Consider the following 18,364-nt stretch of genomic DNA (forward strand, 5'->3'; position numbering starts at 1 on the left):
ATGAATAAGCCTGCCTCTAAAATCTACCGTACAACCAATTGGTCTTCCTATATGAGCAGTATACTGCGAAGACTGATTAACCGAGGTAATATTTCCATTTGGTTTGATCCAAAGACTCAGTGGTATGCACAATCACAAGGCAAGCAAGGTCGAAATCAAACCTACTCCGATACAGCGATTCAATGCTGCTTAATGATCAAATTACTATTCCGACTCTCTTTACGTATGGTCACTGGTTTTGTTCAAAGTCTGATTAAACTCTCTGGATTAGATTGGACAGCTCCGGATTATTCCACCCTTTGTCGTAGACAAAAGCATATTGATATTGCGATTAGCTATCAAAAAAGTAGTGATGGACTGCATCTACTCGTAGACTCTACTGGTTTGAAGTTTCTTGGTGAAGGTGAATGGAAACGCAAGAAACATGGGGCTGAATATCGTCGCCAATGGCGTAAGCTTCACATTGCTATAGATGCTAAAACCCTGCAAATACGTGCAGTACAACTCACCACAAATAATGTCAGTGATTCTCAAGTACTCGAAGATTTACTTGCTCAAATTCCCTTGGATGAACCAATTGATTCTGTTTATACAGATGGTGCTTATGACACAAAGCACTGCCGACAAGTCATTTTAGATCGAGATGCACATGCGATCATTCCACCTAGAAAGAATGCAAAGCCTTGGAAGGATCAGCAAGCGAGGTCTATAGAGCGGAACGAATTATTAAAGACAGTCAAACGGCTAGGCAGATCGCTTTGGAAAAAGTGGTCTGGTTATCACCGTCGAAGTTTGGTTGAAACCAAGATGCATTGCATCAAATTATTAGGCGATAAATTAACAGCGCGGAGTTTTCCAAGTCAGGTGAATGAGATCCATGCACGCATGGCAGTCTTGAATAAATTCACAGAATTAGGTCGCCCTCATACCCAAGTTGTCTCTTAAATTTGAGTAGCTTAAGGGAACTCAGCCTTTCAAACCTTTATGCAACAAAGCCATTCTAAATTTATCAAAAGACGTGATGTACGTTGATTGCCATCAATGAATGGATGGATGCCTACAAAATCTGCATGCACTTTAGCTGCACGTTCAAGCCGATCCGGTGGTGGTTCAGCAGACCAATCCACTTAAGGTTGGGGAGGTTTTAGAGGCGCAGCTCGGAAGAACATCAGGAATTTCAGCTGATCAACCTTTGGTCAGTTGGTTTAAAATTAAAGCCTATAGTGATGGCACATTCAAATATGGTGGTCCCATGATGCATGAGGTTAAAGCGGATATCGGGCCGAGTATATTACTGAAAATCGACAGTATTGAAATTGGGGCAGCTCTTATAAAGCCCAGTTGCTGGATCGTATTTTGATGCTATCCAGATCTTTGACATGGCGGTCGCTTCATACAGCGGACTTTTAGCTCATTCATTCAAATGTTGCAGCTGTCATAGATCACTTTAGCTGAAATCGATAAGTGCTGGCTAAACATGCTCAGGAATCCAACATTTCATTTAAACTCAACAAAATATCTATAAATCTATGCAGGAACCTGTTGTAAATTAGACACTCGAAGAAAATAAATAAAGCTTTATCTTTCTTATTCAATATTGGATGCATCAACCGGAGATTCTCAGTTGCGCGCTGCCCGCTATAAAATTTTGCTCATCATCTTATTGCTACTGGCAGTCGGTTTTGCTCTGTTCCGCTGGTGGCAGGGGCCGGTTCTACCAAGCTATACCTTGAGCACCATGCCGCTGATACAAAATGTAGTGGCCACCGGACGCGTGGCGACAGTCTCGCGTGCTCAGGTGGGCAGTGAAATTAGTGGCGTAGTGCTTGAGCGGCGGGTCACGGAAGGAGATCAGGTGAAACCTGGTGATCTCTTGGTGGTGCTGAAATCGGATGAATTACTGGCCCAAGTACGACAGGCTGAACTGGCACTGACTGAATTGGCCACCAGCAGACGACCACAGGCGACAGCAGAACTGGCCAGTGCCAAAGCACAACTGGAACAGGCCAGTCGTGAAGCAGCACGGAGACGTAATGCCGAAGCGGGTATCCTGTCGGCTGAAGAAATAGAACAGGCCTTAGAGGCAGAAAGAGTTGCCCGCAACAATTATGAAACCGTTCGTCTAAAAGCAGCGGCATTGTCTACGGGACAAGTTGAAGAAGCATCGCTTCGGGAACAGCTGGCAGTGGCGCAGGCGCAACTGGCAAAAACCAGAATTCGGGCTGCGGTCGCAGGTACAGTACTGACACGGGATGTCGAGCCAGGCGATCTGGTTCAACCAGGACAAACCTTATTTACCATTGCCTTAACGGGCAATACAGAAATCCGGGTGCCACTCGATGAACGGAATTTACCGCAACTGGCCTTAGGGCAAAATGCCACCGTGATTAGCGATGCTTATCCGGATCAGTCTTTTCCGGCCCGCATTAACTTTATTGCACCGAGCATTGATCCGCAGCGGGGCACGGTAGAGGTCAGATTAACCGTCAACCCGGTGCCAGATTTTCTGCGTCAGGACATGACCGTATCGGTCAATGTCGAGACAGATAAACGGGAGCGGGCACTGGCTATTCCGAACGATGCGCTTAGCAATATTAAAGGCAATAAGGCAGTGGTCGTGTTGGTACGTGATAGAAAAATCCAGCGCCAACCGGTGACTTTAGGTTTACGGGGTCTGGCCATGTCAGAAGTAACTTCAGGTTTGAGTGAGGGTGATCAGGTGCTGGCCAATGCCGAATCGTTACTGGAAGAGGGTGCGAGAGTCCGTCTCAAGCCACAAGATAGCTCATTGATGAGCTCGACTGACGCGACCGATAGCAAGAATGAATTACCGGTGAAATTCGATTGAAAAACTTTTTCGAGCGGCTTTGGATCGAATGGAAAATCGCGATCAGTTTTTTGCGCGAAGGTCGCGCGCAGTCCATTATGATCACGGTGGGCGTCGCCGTTGGTGTGGCGGTGATTGTGTTTATCACGGCCCTGATTCAGGGGCTACAGGCCAATATTGTCGAACGTACATTAGGTACACAGGCACATATCCGTCTGCTCTCACCCGATGAAGTCAACCGGATTGTGCCGCCGCCTGCCGGGACGGTGCAATTGTTACAGGAAGATAAACGCGCACAACGACTGCGTTCCATCAATAATTGGCAGCAGATTACCGAAACACTGGATCAGTTGCCGATATTAACTGCTGTGTCGCCTGTGGTCTCCGGGCCGGCCTTTGTACAACGCGGTGATGCGATTGAATCCGTGGCCTTGGTCGGAATGGATCTGGAGCGTTATCAGCAGATCATTCCATTGAAAGAATATTTAACCAGTGGTCAGTTACGTGTTGGCGCGGATGATGTACTGATCGGCAGTCAGTTGGCCAAAGATCTGGGGGTTCAGGTCGGTAGCAAATTGCGACTGGATACCGGTCAGCAAAACAGTGCCTTGGTAAATATTGCCGGCATATTTGAACTGGGCGTGCGTGAACTGGATGCGCGTTATGTTTATCTGGACTTGAAACAGGCACAGTCTTTACTCGGTCTGCCCGGTGGTGTAACTGTCATTGATCTGACCATTAACGATATTTTTGAGGCTGATGACATTGCGACCCAAGTGGGGCGCCTGACCTCATTAAAGGCTGAAAGCTGGATTTCAACCAATGCACAGCTGATGAATGCGATTACTGCACAGAGCCTGTCTACCAATATGATTATTGTTTTTGTCGCCATTTCAGTGGCTTTTGGCATTGCCAGTGTCATGTCCGTCAGCGTGGTACAGCGTACTCGGGAAATTGGTATTTTGCGTGCGACAGGCGCCACCCAGTCACAAATTTTAAGAATTTTCCTGTTTCAGGGGGCCATATTTGGTCTGCTGGGTTCGGTCGTTGGCAGTGCAGCCAGTTATGGTCTGGTCTGGGTATTTAATAATTTTGGCCCGGGATTATTTTATATCCCGATTTCGATCGAGCTGGTACTTCTGGCCTTATTGTTGGCGACATTAACAGGGGTATTGGCCGCTGCAGTGCCATCACGCCGGGCAGCGGCACTCGATCCGGTGGAGGCGATTCGTCATGTCTGAACCATCTCAAGAAGTCCTGCGTTTAGAAGCGCTGCGCAAATCTTATAATATTGGTCAGCCCAATGAAATTGAGGTCTTGCATGGTATTGATCTGTGTATTGAACGCCAGGATTTTGCTGCTCTGATTGGGCCTTCTGGCTCCGGAAAAAGTACGCTATTGAATATTCTGGGATTGCTGGATCAACCGAGTAGTGGCGAGCTGTATTTGCTGGGACAGCCGACCAGTGCCATGGATGATCGTGGCCGGACTGCATTACGTGGCAATAGTATTGGATTTGTATTTCAGTTCCATCACCTGATTCAGGCATTTACTGCACTGGATAATATTTTAATGCCCTTGATGATGACGCGAGGCAAACCCGGACAGCAAGGCTTACAACGGGCACGGGATTTGCTGGCTGCAGTGGGACTGGAAAAGTTTGCTGATCGTAAACCGAACGAGCTTTCCGGTGGGCAGCAACAGCGGATTGCGATTGCGCGGGCTTTGATTACAGAGCCAGCCTTACTTCTGGCCGATGAGCCTACCGGTAATCTGGATACGCAGACCGCGGCCGACATGTTTGAGCTATTTCGTAAAGTACATCGTGAACGCGACTGTGCCGTTCTGCTGGTGACGCATGACCCGCGCCTATCCGCCACCTGTGATCGAACCATTAATCTGGTCGATGGCCGGATTGAAAGTGATTCCCATACGGTTCATCCAATTGAAACTTAGACAATATTTCAAATATTAGATTGATCCGATCCAGATTATTTCTTTATTAGTCACAGCTGACTAGGGCTGAAACCAGAGAGCTTAGCATGCATTGGATTTGAGCCTATAATCATCTTCCATCAAATAAGTTAAACAGACTAGAACTTGAATAATATTTAATTAAATATAATATCAAAATATATAGTGATGAAAGTGAAATATGATGCATGACTTCCTGAGCGCTTTTCTCGGTGGTTTACTTCTTGGTGTTTCAGTGGTCGGCTATCTGTATATTCATGGCCGGATCGCGGGTATTAGTGGTCTGATTGGACAGGTACTTAATCCTCAAAGCATTTTCAAGACGTCAGCTCTGTGGTTTTTATCGGGTCTCATCGTCATTCCATTTGCTTATGGACGATGTATACAACCTGAAATCGAACTGAATACCAGTCCCTGGATGATGGTGATTGCGGGTTTACTGGTCGGTTTTGGTACCCGTTTAGGCTCGGGATGTACCAGTGGCCATGGGATTTGTGGCATCAGCCGTTTATCTAGACGTTCAATCTTGGCTACAGCCGTATTTATGTGGGCTGGCTTTATGACAGTTTATGGGATTCGTCACCTGATTGGAGTGCGCTAAAATGAAAAATCTGCTGGCATTTTTATGGGGTGGTTTGTTTTCAGTCGGCTTGATGATTTCCGGTATGGCCAATCCTGAAAAGGTTCTGGATTTTCTGGATGTTTTTGGCGACTGGGATCCGAGTCTGGCCTTTGTGATGCTGGGCGCGATTATGGTCGCCTTTATTCCTTTTCAGAAAGCCACGCGAAATCCGGTAGCTAAAACTGTATTTCATGAACCGATCCAGTTACCGACTAATCAGAAAATTGATTCTAAACTGATGAGCGGCAGTCTTTTATTTGGTATCGGCTGGGGAATTGCCGGTATCTGTCCAGCGCCCAGTCTGACACTCATTGGTTTAGGCCACTATCAGGCTACTTATTTTATTATGGCCATGCTGGCAGGGGTTTATCTACATCGTCAATGGTCAGGAGCATCATCATGAGTCATAGCGCCGTAATTCAAGATTTTTTTCATGAAGATAGCCATACTTTTAGCTATGTGGTGGGTGATCCGGCCACTGGAAAATGTGCGGTGATTGATAGTGTGCTGGATTATGATGCCGCTTCTGCCAGTACATCGACCAGACATGCGGATCGAATTATTGCCTATATACGACAGCAGAACTTTGAGGTTGAGTGGATTCTGGAAACCCATGTGCATGCAGATCATTTGACCGCAGCACAATATCTGCATTCACAGTTGGGCGGCAAGATTGCCATGAGCCAGCATATTTCTATTGTGCAGGAAGTCTTTGGCGCGATCTATCATCTGGATATGAAACAGTTCAATCTGGCGCAGCCTTTTGATTATCTGTTTGCGGATCATGAAAAATTCAATATTGGTTCACTACAGGCCTATAACATTCCGACACCGGGGCATACACCGGCCTGTCTGAGTTATGTGGTCGGGAATGCAGTCTTTGTCGGTGATACCTTGTTTATGCCAGATTATGGCACTGCACGTTGTGATTTTCCCAAAGGCAGTGCGGCAACGCTATTCGATTCGGTGCAAAAACTGTATCAATTGCCGGATGATACCCGGGTATTTCTGTGCCATGACTATTTACCGGAAAGCCGTGATCACTTTGTCTGTGAAACCGATATTCAGACCCAGAAGCAGCATAATATCCATATTCACAGGGGGATGGCCAAAGCTGAATTTATTGAAATGCGCCAGCAACGCGATGCCCAATTAGGTATGCCAAAACTGATTTTACCGGCGATTCAAATCAATATACGTGCCGGTCAATTTCCTGAAACAGAGGCCAATGGTATTTCCTATTTAAAACTGCCGCTGAATTATTTTCATGCCTGAATGCCTCAATTCTTAAAACCTGGTGATGAAAAGAGGATGTACACGACTGCATACATCCTCCAAGTTTTTAGTACTTCATTTTAAAGGTCATATCTTTGGGATTGTTCTAATCGGCTAAGCAACACCCTCGTGTCATCCCGCTCATCCGCTTGCTCTCAAATGCGATTAATGACGCTTTATTGATCCAGACTACTTCTGAGCATCCAGGCAGTTTTTTCATGTACATCTAGTCGCTGGGTCAAAATATCCGCTGTTGGTTGATCATTGGCGTCTTCAATCACTGCAAAAATACTTCTGGCGGTACGTGCTACGGTCTCATGGGCATCGACCAGTAGGCGCAGCATTTCTTCAGCTTTTGGCACCCCTTCAACCTCTTTAATAGAGGTCAGTTTTACAAACTGTTTATAGGTGCCAGGTGCTGCAAAACCCAAGGCCCGGATACGTTCAGCAATCACATCCAGCGCATTCCACTGCTCGGTGTATTGGGTCATAAACATATTATGCAGGCTATTGAACTGGGGTCCGGTGACATTCCAGTGGAAATTATGGGTCATCAAATACAGGGTATAACTGTCTGCCAATAGTCGGGATAAACCGTCGACAATCTTGGCACGATCATCATGCGAAATTCCGATATCAATTTTCATTGCTTTAGATTCTTTTTTAGAAGAGGCCATGCTCTTACTCCTTAAAAATTTAACAACATGCTGTGTATTAAAATAAAGCCAGATGTATTCGAAGTCCGAGTCAAACGAGGGTTCGATCTTGATGATGACTCCCGAATTGAAACTTAATTTGCATCATCAATATGAACAAGCTGAAAGATTTAAGTGTTTATAAGTTATAGATATTAGATCAATAGACAGGCAGGAAGTTTAGTCATTATGTATAGCATGCAGAGAGGATTGTAACTTTTCAATTTAATAAACTTTATTTCTCTTTATCAACCTAGCGATAATTATCCCAACAGATTTAGAACGTTGAAAAAAGCCTTAGCTATTTCAGAATGGAAATATTGCACTGATTCATGATGACGGATTTGTATGCACTATCACATCTTGCCTGAAGAACTTTTATTGCAACATAGCATGACTAAAATTTTATATCTCTTTTAAATGAATGAGATGGCTGTGTGCAAAGATCATAAAAAAAGAGGGGGTTTATAAAAAAATAACACAACGCTGCCTTAATTAAACAAGGCACAACAAAGAATAATAAACCTCTTTCCTAAATGCAGTTATGTTAGGACACAGGCGCGGTCAATAACAATATCCCAGAAAGCAAAATCCTACGAGACAGAACACAGAGATGAAGTGCTGACTTGAGACAGAATTGGCTGTAGCAACTGGGTTTGCGGGAATCATGTTATTGGCCAACCCATGCGAGACATATAAGCTCAAGCGACTTTGAGATAGGCAAAAATATCTGCACTAAACTCAATCTCAGTAAGGAAAACATCATGAAAATTAAGGCGAATAGTCCAGCCACAGGCAAAAATGGTTTAGATAAGCAAAATACCAATAAAAAGAGTGAGCAGCTTGACGTATATCGTAGCGATGCAACCGAGCAGACACTCACCACCAATCAGGGCGTTAAAATCTCAGATAACCAGAACAGTCTTAAAGCAGGTGTTCGTGGTGCGACCTTAATGGAAGATTTTATTCTGCGTGAAAAGATCACCCATTTTGACCACGAACGTATTCCGGAGCGTATTGTGCATGCGCGTGGTGTCGGTGCACATGGTTTTTTTGAAGCTTATCCAGGCAATGAAAAACTGACCAAAGCAGGCTTTCTGACCAATACCAGTGTACAAACGCCGGTATTTGTACGTTTTTCTACGGTACAGGGGCCGCGTGGTTCGGCAGATACTGTACGCGATATTCGTGGTTTCGCGACCAAGTTTTATACTGATGAAGGTAATTTTGACCTGGTGGCGAATGATGCGCCGGTATTCTTTATTCAGGACGGGATCAAGTTCCCGGATTTTGTACATGCGGTGAAGCCTGAGCCACAAACTGAAATTCCAACCGGTGCATCAGCACATGATACGTTCTGGGATTTTGTTTCTTTAGTGCCTGAATCAGCGCATGCGGTGATGTGGGCCATGTCAGATCGGGGTATTCCGCGTAATTTAAGAGCCATTCAAGGCTTTGGGGTGCATAGCTTCCGGTTGATCAATGCCGAAAATAAAGCGGTTTTTGTGAAATTTCACTGGACGCCAAAACAGGGTCTCGCCCAACTGGTCTGGGATGAAGCACAAAAACTGGCGGGTAAAGACCCGGATTTCCATCGTCGTGACTTATACGAAGCGATTGCATCCGGGAATTATCCAGAATGGGAGCTCGGTGTACAGGTCGTTCCAGAAGAAGATGAAATGAAATATGACTTCGATTTGCTGGATCCAACCAAAATTATTCCGGAAGAACTGGTGCCGGTGACGCCGATTGGCAGAATGGTGCTGAACCGTAATGTCGATTATTTCTTTGGTGAAACCGAGCAGGTAGCATTCTGTCCGGGACATATTGTGCCGGGACTAGATTTTACCAATGATCCATTATTACAAGCACGTCTGTTCTCCTATACCGATACCCAGCTCAGCCGTTTAGGTGGTCCAAACTTCCACCAGATTCCAATCAACAAGCCGGTTTGTCCGTTCCACAATAATCAGCGTGATGGGTTACATCAGCGTATTGTACATACCGGTCAAGCCAGTTATGAACCAAACTCGATTGATGATCACTGGCCGGCTGAAGCTCCGCCAGCAGCACAAGATGGTGGTTTTGAAAGCTATCAGGAACGTATTGATGGTCACAAGATCCGTCAGCGCAGTGAATCTTTTAGTGATCATTTCAGTCAACCTCGTCTTTTCTATCGCAGCCAGGCACCCCATGAGCAAAAACATATTGTCGATGCCTATGTCTTCGAACTGAGCAAGGTAGAACGCAAATATATTCGTGAGCGTGAAGTACTGGAAGTGCTGTGTAACATCGACTTGGACTTGGCACAACAAGTCGCGGATCAATTGGGCATTGAAATTCCGGCAGAGAAAAAAGCGGCAACATTGCCAGAGGTAAAGGTTTCACCGCGTTTATCTTTCGAGGCCTTTAAACCCGAAGATATTAAGGCACGGAAAATCGCGCTACTGGTACATGATAAAGCCAATGAGGCCAGTATCAAAGCCGTTCAAGCCTGGGCAGAATCAGAGGGTGCTGTGGTCGATGTACTGACCCCGAAACCGGGTCCGGTACTGGGTCAGCAAGGCGAGGTAATTCCTTCTGACGGTATGCAAAAAGCCGAGCCATCGATTGCCTATGATGCCGTGGTGATTGCTGACGGTGACAATTACGATGTGGTGATGAAAGATGGTGTGGCGACTCATTATCTGCTGGAAGCGTATAAGCACCTGAAACCGATTATTTTCCTGGGTGATAAAGGCAAACTGATTGAAGATCTGCGCCTGATCAGGGATGAAGGGACTTTGGCGCATGAACAGTTTGACGCGGTACAAGACAGCTTCAAGACTTTGATCATGAACCATCGTGTCTGGGCGCGTGAATTGGTTGCAGAAAGCATTCCTGCCTAAACCACTAGAGGATAGGAGCCTTGGCGGCTTCTATCCTTCTGGTTTCAAAATGGATAAATAATATGGTAAGACCGGATGCCAAAAAGTTATTGGCACAGGTACAGCAAGCCAAATGGAACCGAGAACAGGACATCTATCTCATTGAGCATAACCATTTGCCTTTAGCTGAACTGATGCAGCAACTTTGTTTCAATGAAGAAGAAATCATGGCACGCCGTAAGTTATTAGGCCTGACCACACGGTTAAAACAAATGCGAAAACTTTCCCATTAACTGACTTTAAAACATAACAACAGTGCCGTATTTGATGAGGAAGAACCTGCATGAACCTCGGTTCAATATTACAAAGATTTGAAAATTCTCCGCTGGAGCTAGAAGAAAAAATTCCTAAGACCCTGATGGAACTGGTATCGATTTCCGATCAGATTCCTTATCCCGCTTCTGGAAACACCTTAAAACGCTGGCGGATGCTTAGTCAGGTTTCCGCAAGCAATCTGAGTCTGGGCAAACTGTTTGAATCACATCTAGATGCCTTGGCCATTTTGCATGAACTGAATATTCCGCTAGAGCAAAAAGGTCTATGGGCAGTCTGGGCGGCAGAAGGCGGGCCAAGCCCTTTAATATTAGACGCTGGAAAACTTACAGGAATAAAGCCTTGGTGTTCTGCCTCGGTCTGGGTGCAATATGGTCTGCTGACTTATCGTGATGAGCAGCAACGATCACAGTTGCTGATTCTTGATCTGCAACAAGCAGGCATTCAGCATCATATGGACACTTGGCAGGCGGTAGGCATGCAGCATACCTTGACTGCCCGGCTTGAACTGAATCAGGTCGATGCTAAAAAAGTTGCAGTGCCGAATACCTATCTGGATCGGGCGGGCTTCTGGCATGGCGCCGCCGGCGTGGCTGCATGCTGGTATGGTGCAACCGTGCGTTTGGCTGAATATTTAAAACAGGCTGTCTTGTTAAAACCGCATGCCTATAAGGCCATGTATCTTGGTGAAAGCAGTCGGGAGCTTTTAGCGACACAGGCTTTGTTTTATCAAGTCGCAGATTTAATTGATCAGCAGCCTAAATTTCCCCATCAATTACAGATTCAGGCCTTGCGTGCTCAGGTTGAAGCGACCGCTTTAAACGTGCTGACTCAGGTGGGTAAGGCCCTTGGCGCTGCACCGTATTGCGAGCAGCCACATTTTGCCCGACTTGCAGCCGATCTGCCGGTGTTTATTCGTCAGAGCCATGCCGCCTTTGATCTGGAACGGATTGGTGAATTGAGTGTGCAGGAGGAAGAGTTATGGACATTATAAGACACGAGATTGTCGAAGACCGTGTCATCCATGGCGAAGGTACACGGCTTGAAGAATGGCGCTCTTGCCAGATTTTGCAACAGATGCCGGAATTCGATATTCCCAGCATTATTCCATCAGATGCCCGAGTCTGCATTATTGCCCCGCATCCGGATGATGAAATTTTGGGTTGTGGCGGTCTGATTCAGCGTCTGGACACATTGGGATATCAGATTGTACTTTTTGCCGTTACCAATGGTACCGCCAGCCATCCAGACTCGATTTTGTATAACCCGGAAGAGTTGAACCAGATTCGTCCTGCTGAAACGCGAGCAGCTTTGGAAGAGTTAGCATTGAAGCAGAATATTCTGCGGATTGCGCTGGATATTCAGGATGGCCAGGTCGCAGAACAGCGAGAACTGCTGAAACAGCATTTGCAATCTTATTTGCAGCCCAATGATGTGCTCATTACCACCTTTGTGCATGATGGACATCCAGATCATGAAATTACAGGGCAGGTCACCCAACAGCTAGCAACCGAACGGCACTTATCCTGTATTCAGGTCCTGATTTGGGCCTGGCATTGGGCCACACCTGGAGATACCAGAATTCCCTGGACCATCGCTCATCAACTCAAATTGACTGATCGAGAATTGCACTATAAGTCTCGAGCTGCGCGGTGTTTTAAGAGTCAGATCGAGCTTGACCCTAGCATAGAACAGGCACCCATTCTGCCAGAGCAGGCATTACAGCGTATTTTACAACCCTGGGAGGTGTATCTGTATGAATAGTAAAGTAGCCTATGATCAGGAATATTTTGATGCCTTGTATGCGCTGAATCAGGGAGATCCCTGGCACTATGAACAACGCTGGTATGAACAGCGCAAACGGCAGATTTGTCTGGCGGTCTTGCCGCGTTTGCAGTTTGACTCCGCGATTGAAATTGGTTGTAGTAATGGCATCTTCAGTCAGGAACTGGCGCAGCGAACAGCAACTTTAATGTGTCTGGATGCCAACGAAACTGCTATTCAATTGGCTCGGCAGCGTTTACATGCTTATCCGCATGTACAGGTACTACAGCGGATTGTGCCAGATCACTTGCCGCAACAGAAATTTCAGCTCATTGTGGTTAGTGAGATTCTATATTATTTAGATCCGGCCGCATTACAACAGGTGCTGGCATGGTTGCATACTGCACTGGAACCGGGTGGATGTATCTTGAGTTGTCATTGGCGCGCGCCGATTGCAGGATTTAGCTTAAATGGTGAAGAGGTACATCGACAATTAAAAGCCCAGTTAAAATATAAGCATAATCTCAGCGTACAGGATTCAGACTTTCTGATCGATCTGTGGCTGAATTCTGCGCAATCTGTGGCAGAGCTGGAGGGCTTGAAATGAAGAAAATTGCGGTGGTGATTCCGGCCTGTAATGAAGAAGCCTATATTGAACGTTGCCTGAAAGCATTAAAATATGCACGACTTTACTTCTTTCAGCATGTGGGAAAATTAGCAGTTCTGCCCGAGATCAAGATTCTGGTGGTTTTAGACAGTTGCACCGATTCTACTGCAAGCAAAGTTCAGCAGTCGGGAATCCAGACGATCAGTTGTCATTTTAAAAATGTAGGAAAGGCACGTCATCTAGGCGTTCAGCACATGATCGAGCAGGGTTGTGACTGGATTTGTTGTACCGATGCCGATTCTTTTGTACAGCGTGACTGGTTTCAGGTCATGTTGCAGCACCAACCGGCGGATGTGATTTGTGGGGTGGTCGATCTGGATGAATGGGGGCATTTAAGCACATTAGCCCGTCAGACTTATCTGAGTCATTATCAGGACAAGATGGATCACCGTCATATTCATGGGGCAAATCTATGTTTTAAGGCCGCGTCTTATCTACAGGTAAACGGCTTTCAGCAACTGGACTGTCATGAAGATGTCGATTTCATCCATCGCCTAGAACATGTCGGGGCAAAGATTATCTGGTCGAATCAGCTCAGAGTGACCACCAGCAGTCGGCTTAGCTCAAAAATTGCAGCCGGTTTTGCACATTTTCTGCAAAATCTGGAGCTTAAAGAAGCCGTTGAAAAACCGATCAGCCTATGCAAATAAAATTACAAAATTATAAATTTTATACAATCAGCCACTTGTAAAAAATCTTGAAATTAGTGCCTAAAAGCTATTCCATTTAAAATTATTCTGTTTATAATTCACGCAAATTAAGCCCCGCCTACTTATACATTTCAGCTATAAGTCAGTGGGGTTTTTCTATGGATGATCGGTAATGGATGCCTGAGCCTTCTTTTTAGGTAATACAATGTTTAATCAAACTCTGCTTTCTCGAATTCAGTCTCCATCACCCCATCTATGGCAGAAAATAGCGACTGCATTGTGCTTCTTTAGCTTGGGTTTTAGTACCGCAGCTTGGGCACCTTTAATTCCCTATGCACAGCAGCGCCTGTTACTCAATCATGCAGACTTTGGTCTGTTATTACTCTGTGCCGGAATTGGATCCATGCTGGCGATGCCACTGGCAGGCCGACTCGCCAATACATTAGGTTGCCGTGCTGTTCTGGCTGTGGTGTTAACAGCATTTTTGTTTATTTTGCCTGCTTTGGCGTATAGCCCGAATCATTTGATGATGGCGATCAGCCTGTTTTTCTTTGGGGCCAGTGCTGGTGCTTTGGGGGTGACAGTCAATATTCAGGCCGCACAGGTTGAGAAAAAACTTGCTAAAAGTTTAATGTCGGGTTTCCATGGCGTATGTAGCCTCGGTGGTCTGGCCGGTGTGCTGGGAATGACCACGTTAATGGGATTCGGTCTAGCGCCTTTAACTGGCGCAGTTATTGTCAGTGCGATTTTGCTATTGATTGCAATATTGGCTATTCCTTTTAGCTTGGGGACTGAGCCAAAAACAGTGCTAGAGGAAACCTCCTCATCAGAACAGTCAGCGACAAAAGCAGCACCCACCTTGGCGATTCTAGGCATCGGTTTGATCTGTTTTGTGGCGTTCCTGTCCGAAGGCGCAGCGATGGACTGGAGCGGGATTTATCTTGCCAGCCAGTTCAATTTGCCAGCGGCTCAAACTGGTTTGGCTTATAGCTTCTTTGCGGCCTTGATGGTATTGGGTCGTTTCAGCGGACATCTCATTATTCAACAGTTTGGTGAAAAAAATACCATTCTACTGAGTGCAATTTTGGCTGCAACCGGTTTATTGACTGTGGTCTTTGCACCAGTCTGGCAAGTAGTGTTGCTGGGCTATGCCATTCTCGGTCTGGGCAGTGCTAATATTGTACCGTTAATGTTTTCACGTGCAGGCCGTCAAAAAACCTTGGCTTCACATGTGGCATTATCCTATGTATCGGTATTTGCATACACAGGTTCACTGATCGGACCGGCATTGGTCGGTTTCGGCAGTGAAATTATTGGCTTGAGTCTGGTGTTTAGTGTGATTGCGATAGGTCTATTCAGTATTGTGATTTTGAATCATCTGACTGCAGATCCAAAAGATGCACAAGCGGCCGAAGAGCTTATTTCTCCGCTACAAAACGAAACACCAGCATAATGCTGGTGTTTTTTTCAGGTGTGTATTTAAGCATGCACACTGAACTGGGTGGAAATTCCGCTAGCCACCGGACGATAGATTCGTACACTCTGTGATTTTTTCAAGTCAGTGATAAATTGATCTCGCCAGCGAATAATATCGAAGTTTTTCAAGCCTTGGCTTAAATAACGATAACGTTCTAAACGCTCCGATTTAGACATGCGCAGCGCTTTTTTCAAGGCTTTGGACATACTGTCATGCTCATAAGGATCGACCAGTAAGGCTTCTTTCATTTGTTCAGCAGCACCGGCATATTTAGACAGAATCAAAACACCCGGATCGAGTGGATTCTGCGCCGCAATATATTCTTTCGCCACCAGATTCATACCATCCCGGATCGAATTTACCCAGCAAATATCTGCCTTACGATACAGTTGCATTAAGGCTTCATGACCTAAGGTTTCATAACTGCAATCGAAAGGTTGCCAGTCTGCTGTGCCATGCTGGGTATTGAGTTCCTGCACGGCAGACTGGAATTGCTCATACAGGTTTTTATAGGTTTTGACATCCAGTCGGCATGGGCAGGCAATTTGCAGTTGCTGAAACTGATGTTTAAATTCGGGCTGATCTTCCAGCAAGCTTTGCAAGGATCCGATTTTCTCCAGTAAACCCTTACTATAATCAATCCGGTCGACCGAAATAATACGTTTATAAGGACGGACTGTCTCGAGATCAAAAGGCAATTTGCTAAGCTGGCTATCAGCCGCCTGATTTTGCAGTTGAACTGGATGCACGCCAATTGGATAGCATTTCACATAAATCCGTCTTGACTGATAATTCAGGATTTCATCATGACGATGCTTGATTTTTAAGGTCTGTTCCAGAAACTGGATACAGTTTTTCTGATCGCGTGGGGTTTGAAATCCGAGTACATCAAAATGAGCCAGATGATGCGCCAGATCCTGATAGGCTGGTAAAGTCTGCCAGAGTTTCAGTTCAGGAAAAGGAATATGCAGGAAGAAACCAATACGGTTACGCATACCCAGTTTCCGACAGTAATGCGCCACACTTAAAAAATGGTAATCATGAATCCAGATGATGTCATGGGGAGAGGCGACCTGTTTCAGATGCTTGGCAAAGCGTAAATTGACATCTTTATAGGTTTTGAAATCCTGTGGCTGATAATCCACAAGTTGATGCTGATCATGCATCAGCGGCCATAAGGCATTATTGGCAAAACCACAATAAAACCCCTGATATTGGGGCTCAGTCAAAGGACTCGTATGATATTCAACATTCTGATGTTTGAGGATTTGAAACTTCTGCTCTTTGCCATGATCGACTCTGGAACCATTCCAGCCGACCCAAATGCCGCCAATATCCTGCAAAGCATCCTGCAAAGCCACCGCTAATCCACCTGCCTGTGTATTGTCTGGGTTAGGTAGATTCACACGATTTGATAACACAATGAGTTTTGACATGTGATTTCTCCAATAATTGTTGTTGTTGTGCTTTAAATAATGCTAAAAGCTCCGTTAAAAAAGCTTGTACTTGTGTTACGTTTTCGAGCCGATGTTGTGCTACGGTGTTGCCCGTGCCGACTTTAATGGAGCAGCCTTTTAAGCTATTAATCACCTGAAAGCCAGCTTCATCGGTCAGGTCATCACCGATAAAAATAGGGTAATGATCACTTAAATGAGCTTGCTGGTGAATGTGTTGAATGGCTGAACCTTTGTTTGCACCTTTGGGTACCAGCTCAAATACAAACTTCCCGGCCTTCAGTTCAAATGCTTGAACGTGGGTCAGACAATCCAATGCAAATGTATGCACCAGATCTTCTAAATGTGGATGTTCACGAAAATGCAGTGCGACCGAATAGTCTTTCTTTTCTATTCGAATCTGAGGAAGCTGAGCGCTATGTTCAGTAATATAATTTTTTAATAATTCAAATTGCTCATAATTTAAATCAATTAAATGACTTAAATGCGATTGATAGTTTAATTCCAGACCATGTGAGCCGGCAATATTCCAGTCAAAGGGATAAATAAGTTTTTGAGCTTGTGCAATAGAACGTCCAGTGATTAATACCAACTCAATATATTGTTGTAGCTCTTTCAAGGTATTTAAGGTTTCATCTTTAATTATATTTTTTGTTGGATCAGGATGGAATTCAGAAATAGTTCCATCAATATCAAGAAATAAAATAAGTTTATGAGAATAAATAACTGGATTGAGTTGAGTTAAAATCACTTGAGCTAATAGAGGAGAAGGCACTATAAGTGAATCTTCTACATCTTGATCAGAGTGTTGAGCGGACATAAACTCTACCTAAGTATTTGAAATAAAATTAATTTAAAATCTAAAACTGCCTGATTAATTTTTAATCTAATAAATTTATAGCATATTTCATTTAACAGACTGGATTTAAGTGCAGAAAAGAAACATTTTTAACAAGTACAGTTACTTTGTAAAATTTGGAAATATTTTTCATGTAAAAGATATTATTCTTAATAAATTTTAAAGATAATGCTCTGACTGTTTTTTATTAATTGATTTTTATTTAGGATTATTTTTTATTTAAGCCATAATATTCAATGTGATTGCTTGAGTTGTTTGAAATTTTAATCGCTATAATTTGGTATTTTATTTTTAAAATTTGATATATTTTAAATGTAGATAATATAAGTTAATTTTATTTAAAATGAATTTTTTGGATGAAAATAATTAACCCTATTCTTGGAGTGAAAAAAATAGAAGACAAGCTGTTGAAAATTATTATTTTTTAAATATATAAAAGGTCATGAAGATATGGGGGCTATTAGAATGTTACAGGATAAGAATTTATTGCTCTATAATTTTCTTTAGATCGGATATAACAAATTAGACGATGTTTAAGGGTTTTTGAAATTAGTTTTACAGATTTAAATTTTTCTCATTATTAGATTTTTAATTTTATCATTTGGTATAAAAAGTCACTCATATAGACTGATATTTTTTAATTTACTGGTCATAAATAGCTAGAATATTCAAGTTTCAAAATCAAGAAGTTGAGCTTAGATGAAGTTAAGCTAAAGAAAAAGGTGTGTAAGGAAAGAAGATCCTTTAAGTACTGGAACTTACATAAAAGGGGAAAAACGGGTGAAAATTATTTAGTCCAGGCCAAAAAATAGGTGGATTTTCAACTATAAAGGTGTTTTTTGCACGAATCATATCCCGCTTAGACTGCTAAGGACTTCTCAGAAAAGAAGAGAAATGAAT

The 18,364-nt window shown here is 44.1% G+C and carries 18 protein-coding genes and 1 pseudogene; 15 read left to right on the forward strand and 4 right to left on the reverse strand.

The window, feature by feature from the left end:
* Complete coding sequence (locus GVV58_RS09050; RefSeq protein WP_159516387.1) at window positions 1–945, forward strand: IS5 family transposase; 945 nt, start codon at window positions 1–3, stop codon at window positions 943–945.
* Window positions 946–974: 29 nt separating this feature from the next.
* Here GVV58_RS09050 and GVV58_RS09055 read toward each other — a convergent pair.
* Window positions 975–1,094 (reverse strand): annotated as a pseudogene (locus tag GVV58_RS09055) (Fic family protein); the annotation flags it as partial.
* An 8-nt stretch (window positions 1,095–1,102) separates the two neighbouring features.
* On the opposite strand from GVV58_RS09055, the gene GVV58_RS09060 reads away from it, so the two are divergent.
* From GVV58_RS09060 to GVV58_RS09090, 7 genes are all read left to right on the forward strand, one after another.
* On the forward strand, window positions 1,103–1,360 hold the full coding sequence (locus tag GVV58_RS09060; protein ID WP_157797498.1) for an MlrC C-terminal domain-containing protein: 258 nt from the start codon (window positions 1,103–1,105) through the stop codon (window positions 1,358–1,360).
* Between the two features lie 264 nt (window positions 1,361–1,624).
* A complete protein-coding gene (locus GVV58_RS09065; RefSeq protein ID WP_159516388.1) occupies window positions 1,625–2,848 on the forward strand; it encodes an efflux RND transporter periplasmic adaptor subunit in 1,224 nt (407 codons plus the stop codon).
* Window positions 2,845–4,068: an FtsX-like permease family protein gene (locus tag GVV58_RS09070; protein WP_159516389.1), complete on the forward strand. Its 1,224-nt coding sequence runs from the start codon at window positions 2,845–2,847 to the stop codon at window positions 4,066–4,068. The genes GVV58_RS09065 and GVV58_RS09070 overlap by 4 nt, the downstream gene beginning before the upstream one ends.
* Window positions 4,061–4,783: an ABC transporter ATP-binding protein gene (locus GVV58_RS09075; protein ID WP_005172157.1), complete on the forward strand. Its 723-nt coding sequence runs from the start codon at window positions 4,061–4,063 to the stop codon at window positions 4,781–4,783. The genes GVV58_RS09070 and GVV58_RS09075 overlap by 8 nt, the downstream gene beginning before the upstream one ends.
* A gap of 202 nt (window positions 4,784–4,985) precedes the next feature.
* Window positions 4,986–5,402 carry a YeeE/YedE thiosulfate transporter family protein gene (locus GVV58_RS09080; protein WP_159516448.1) on the forward strand — a complete coding sequence of 139 codons (417 nt, stop codon included), beginning with the start codon at window positions 4,986–4,988 and terminating at the stop codon, window positions 5,400–5,402.
* 1 nt (window position 5,403) lies between these two features.
* Window positions 5,404–5,826, forward strand: a complete 423-nt coding sequence (locus GVV58_RS09085) for a YeeE/YedE family protein (RefSeq protein ID WP_005096132.1) — start codon at window positions 5,404–5,406, stop codon at window positions 5,824–5,826.
* On the forward strand, window positions 5,823–6,698 hold the full coding sequence (locus tag GVV58_RS09090) for an MBL fold metallo-hydrolase (RefSeq protein WP_159516390.1): 876 nt from the start codon (window positions 5,823–5,825) through the stop codon (window positions 6,696–6,698). Before GVV58_RS09085 ends, GVV58_RS09090 begins: the two co-directional genes overlap by 4 nt.
* Window positions 6,699–6,874: 176 nt before the next feature.
* On the opposite strand, the gene GVV58_RS09095 is transcribed toward GVV58_RS09090, so the two are convergent.
* Window positions 6,875–7,375 carry a Dps family protein gene (locus GVV58_RS09095; protein ID WP_005096135.1) on the reverse strand — a complete coding sequence of 167 codons (501 nt, stop codon included), beginning with the start codon at window positions 7,373–7,375 and terminating at the stop codon, window positions 6,875–6,877.
* Between the two features lie 782 nt (window positions 7,376–8,157).
* On the opposite strand from GVV58_RS09095, the gene katE reads away from it, so the two are divergent.
* From katE to GVV58_RS09130, 7 genes are all read left to right on the forward strand, one after another.
* A complete protein-coding gene (gene katE, locus GVV58_RS09100; protein WP_159516391.1) occupies window positions 8,158–10,281 on the forward strand; it encodes a catalase HPII in 2,124 nt (707 codons plus the stop codon).
* Window positions 10,282–10,343: 62 nt separating this feature from the next.
* Window positions 10,344–10,553: a hypothetical protein gene (locus GVV58_RS09105; RefSeq protein WP_005172145.1), complete on the forward strand. Its 210-nt coding sequence runs from the start codon at window positions 10,344–10,346 to the stop codon at window positions 10,551–10,553.
* A gap of 50 nt (window positions 10,554–10,603) precedes the next feature.
* On the forward strand, window positions 10,604–11,587 hold the full coding sequence (locus tag GVV58_RS09110; RefSeq protein WP_159516392.1) for an acyl-CoA dehydrogenase: 984 nt from the start codon (window positions 10,604–10,606) through the stop codon (window positions 11,585–11,587).
* The gene (locus GVV58_RS09115) at window positions 11,575–12,357 is read left to right on the forward strand and encodes a PIG-L family deacetylase (protein WP_005172141.1); all 783 of its coding nucleotides are present in this window, start codon (window positions 11,575–11,577) and stop codon (window positions 12,355–12,357) included. The genes GVV58_RS09110 and GVV58_RS09115 overlap by 13 nt, the downstream gene beginning before the upstream one ends.
* Window positions 12,350–12,964, forward strand: a complete 615-nt coding sequence (locus GVV58_RS09120) for a class I SAM-dependent methyltransferase (RefSeq protein WP_159516393.1) — start codon at window positions 12,350–12,352, stop codon at window positions 12,962–12,964. The genes GVV58_RS09115 and GVV58_RS09120 overlap by 8 nt, the downstream gene beginning before the upstream one ends.
* Window positions 12,961–13,674, forward strand: a complete 714-nt coding sequence (locus GVV58_RS09125) for a glycosyltransferase (protein ID WP_159516394.1) — start codon at window positions 12,961–12,963, stop codon at window positions 13,672–13,674. The genes GVV58_RS09120 and GVV58_RS09125 overlap by 4 nt, the downstream gene beginning before the upstream one ends.
* A 205-nt stretch (window positions 13,675–13,879) precedes the next feature.
* Window positions 13,880–15,127, forward strand: a complete 1,248-nt coding sequence (locus tag GVV58_RS09130; RefSeq protein ID WP_159516395.1) for an MFS transporter — start codon at window positions 13,880–13,882, stop codon at window positions 15,125–15,127.
* Window positions 15,128–15,153: 26 nt separating this feature from the next.
* On the opposite strand, the gene GVV58_RS09135 is transcribed toward GVV58_RS09130, so the two are convergent.
* Complete coding sequence (locus GVV58_RS09135; RefSeq protein ID WP_005096146.1) at window positions 15,154–16,587, reverse strand: trehalose-6-phosphate synthase; 1,434 nt, start codon at window positions 16,585–16,587, stop codon at window positions 15,154–15,156.
* A complete protein-coding gene (gene otsB / locus GVV58_RS09140) occupies window positions 16,544–17,425 on the reverse strand; it encodes a trehalose-phosphatase (protein WP_159516396.1) in 882 nt (293 codons plus the stop codon). The genes GVV58_RS09135 and otsB overlap by 44 nt, the downstream gene beginning before the upstream one ends.
* Between the last annotated feature and the right edge of the window lie 939 nt (window positions 17,426–18,364).

Origin of the sequence: Acinetobacter sp. 18QD2AZ41W (genome assembly GCF_009829025.1) — a bacterium.
GTDB classification, from domain to species: Bacteria; Pseudomonadota; Gammaproteobacteria; order Pseudomonadales; family Moraxellaceae; genus Acinetobacter; species Acinetobacter pseudolwoffii.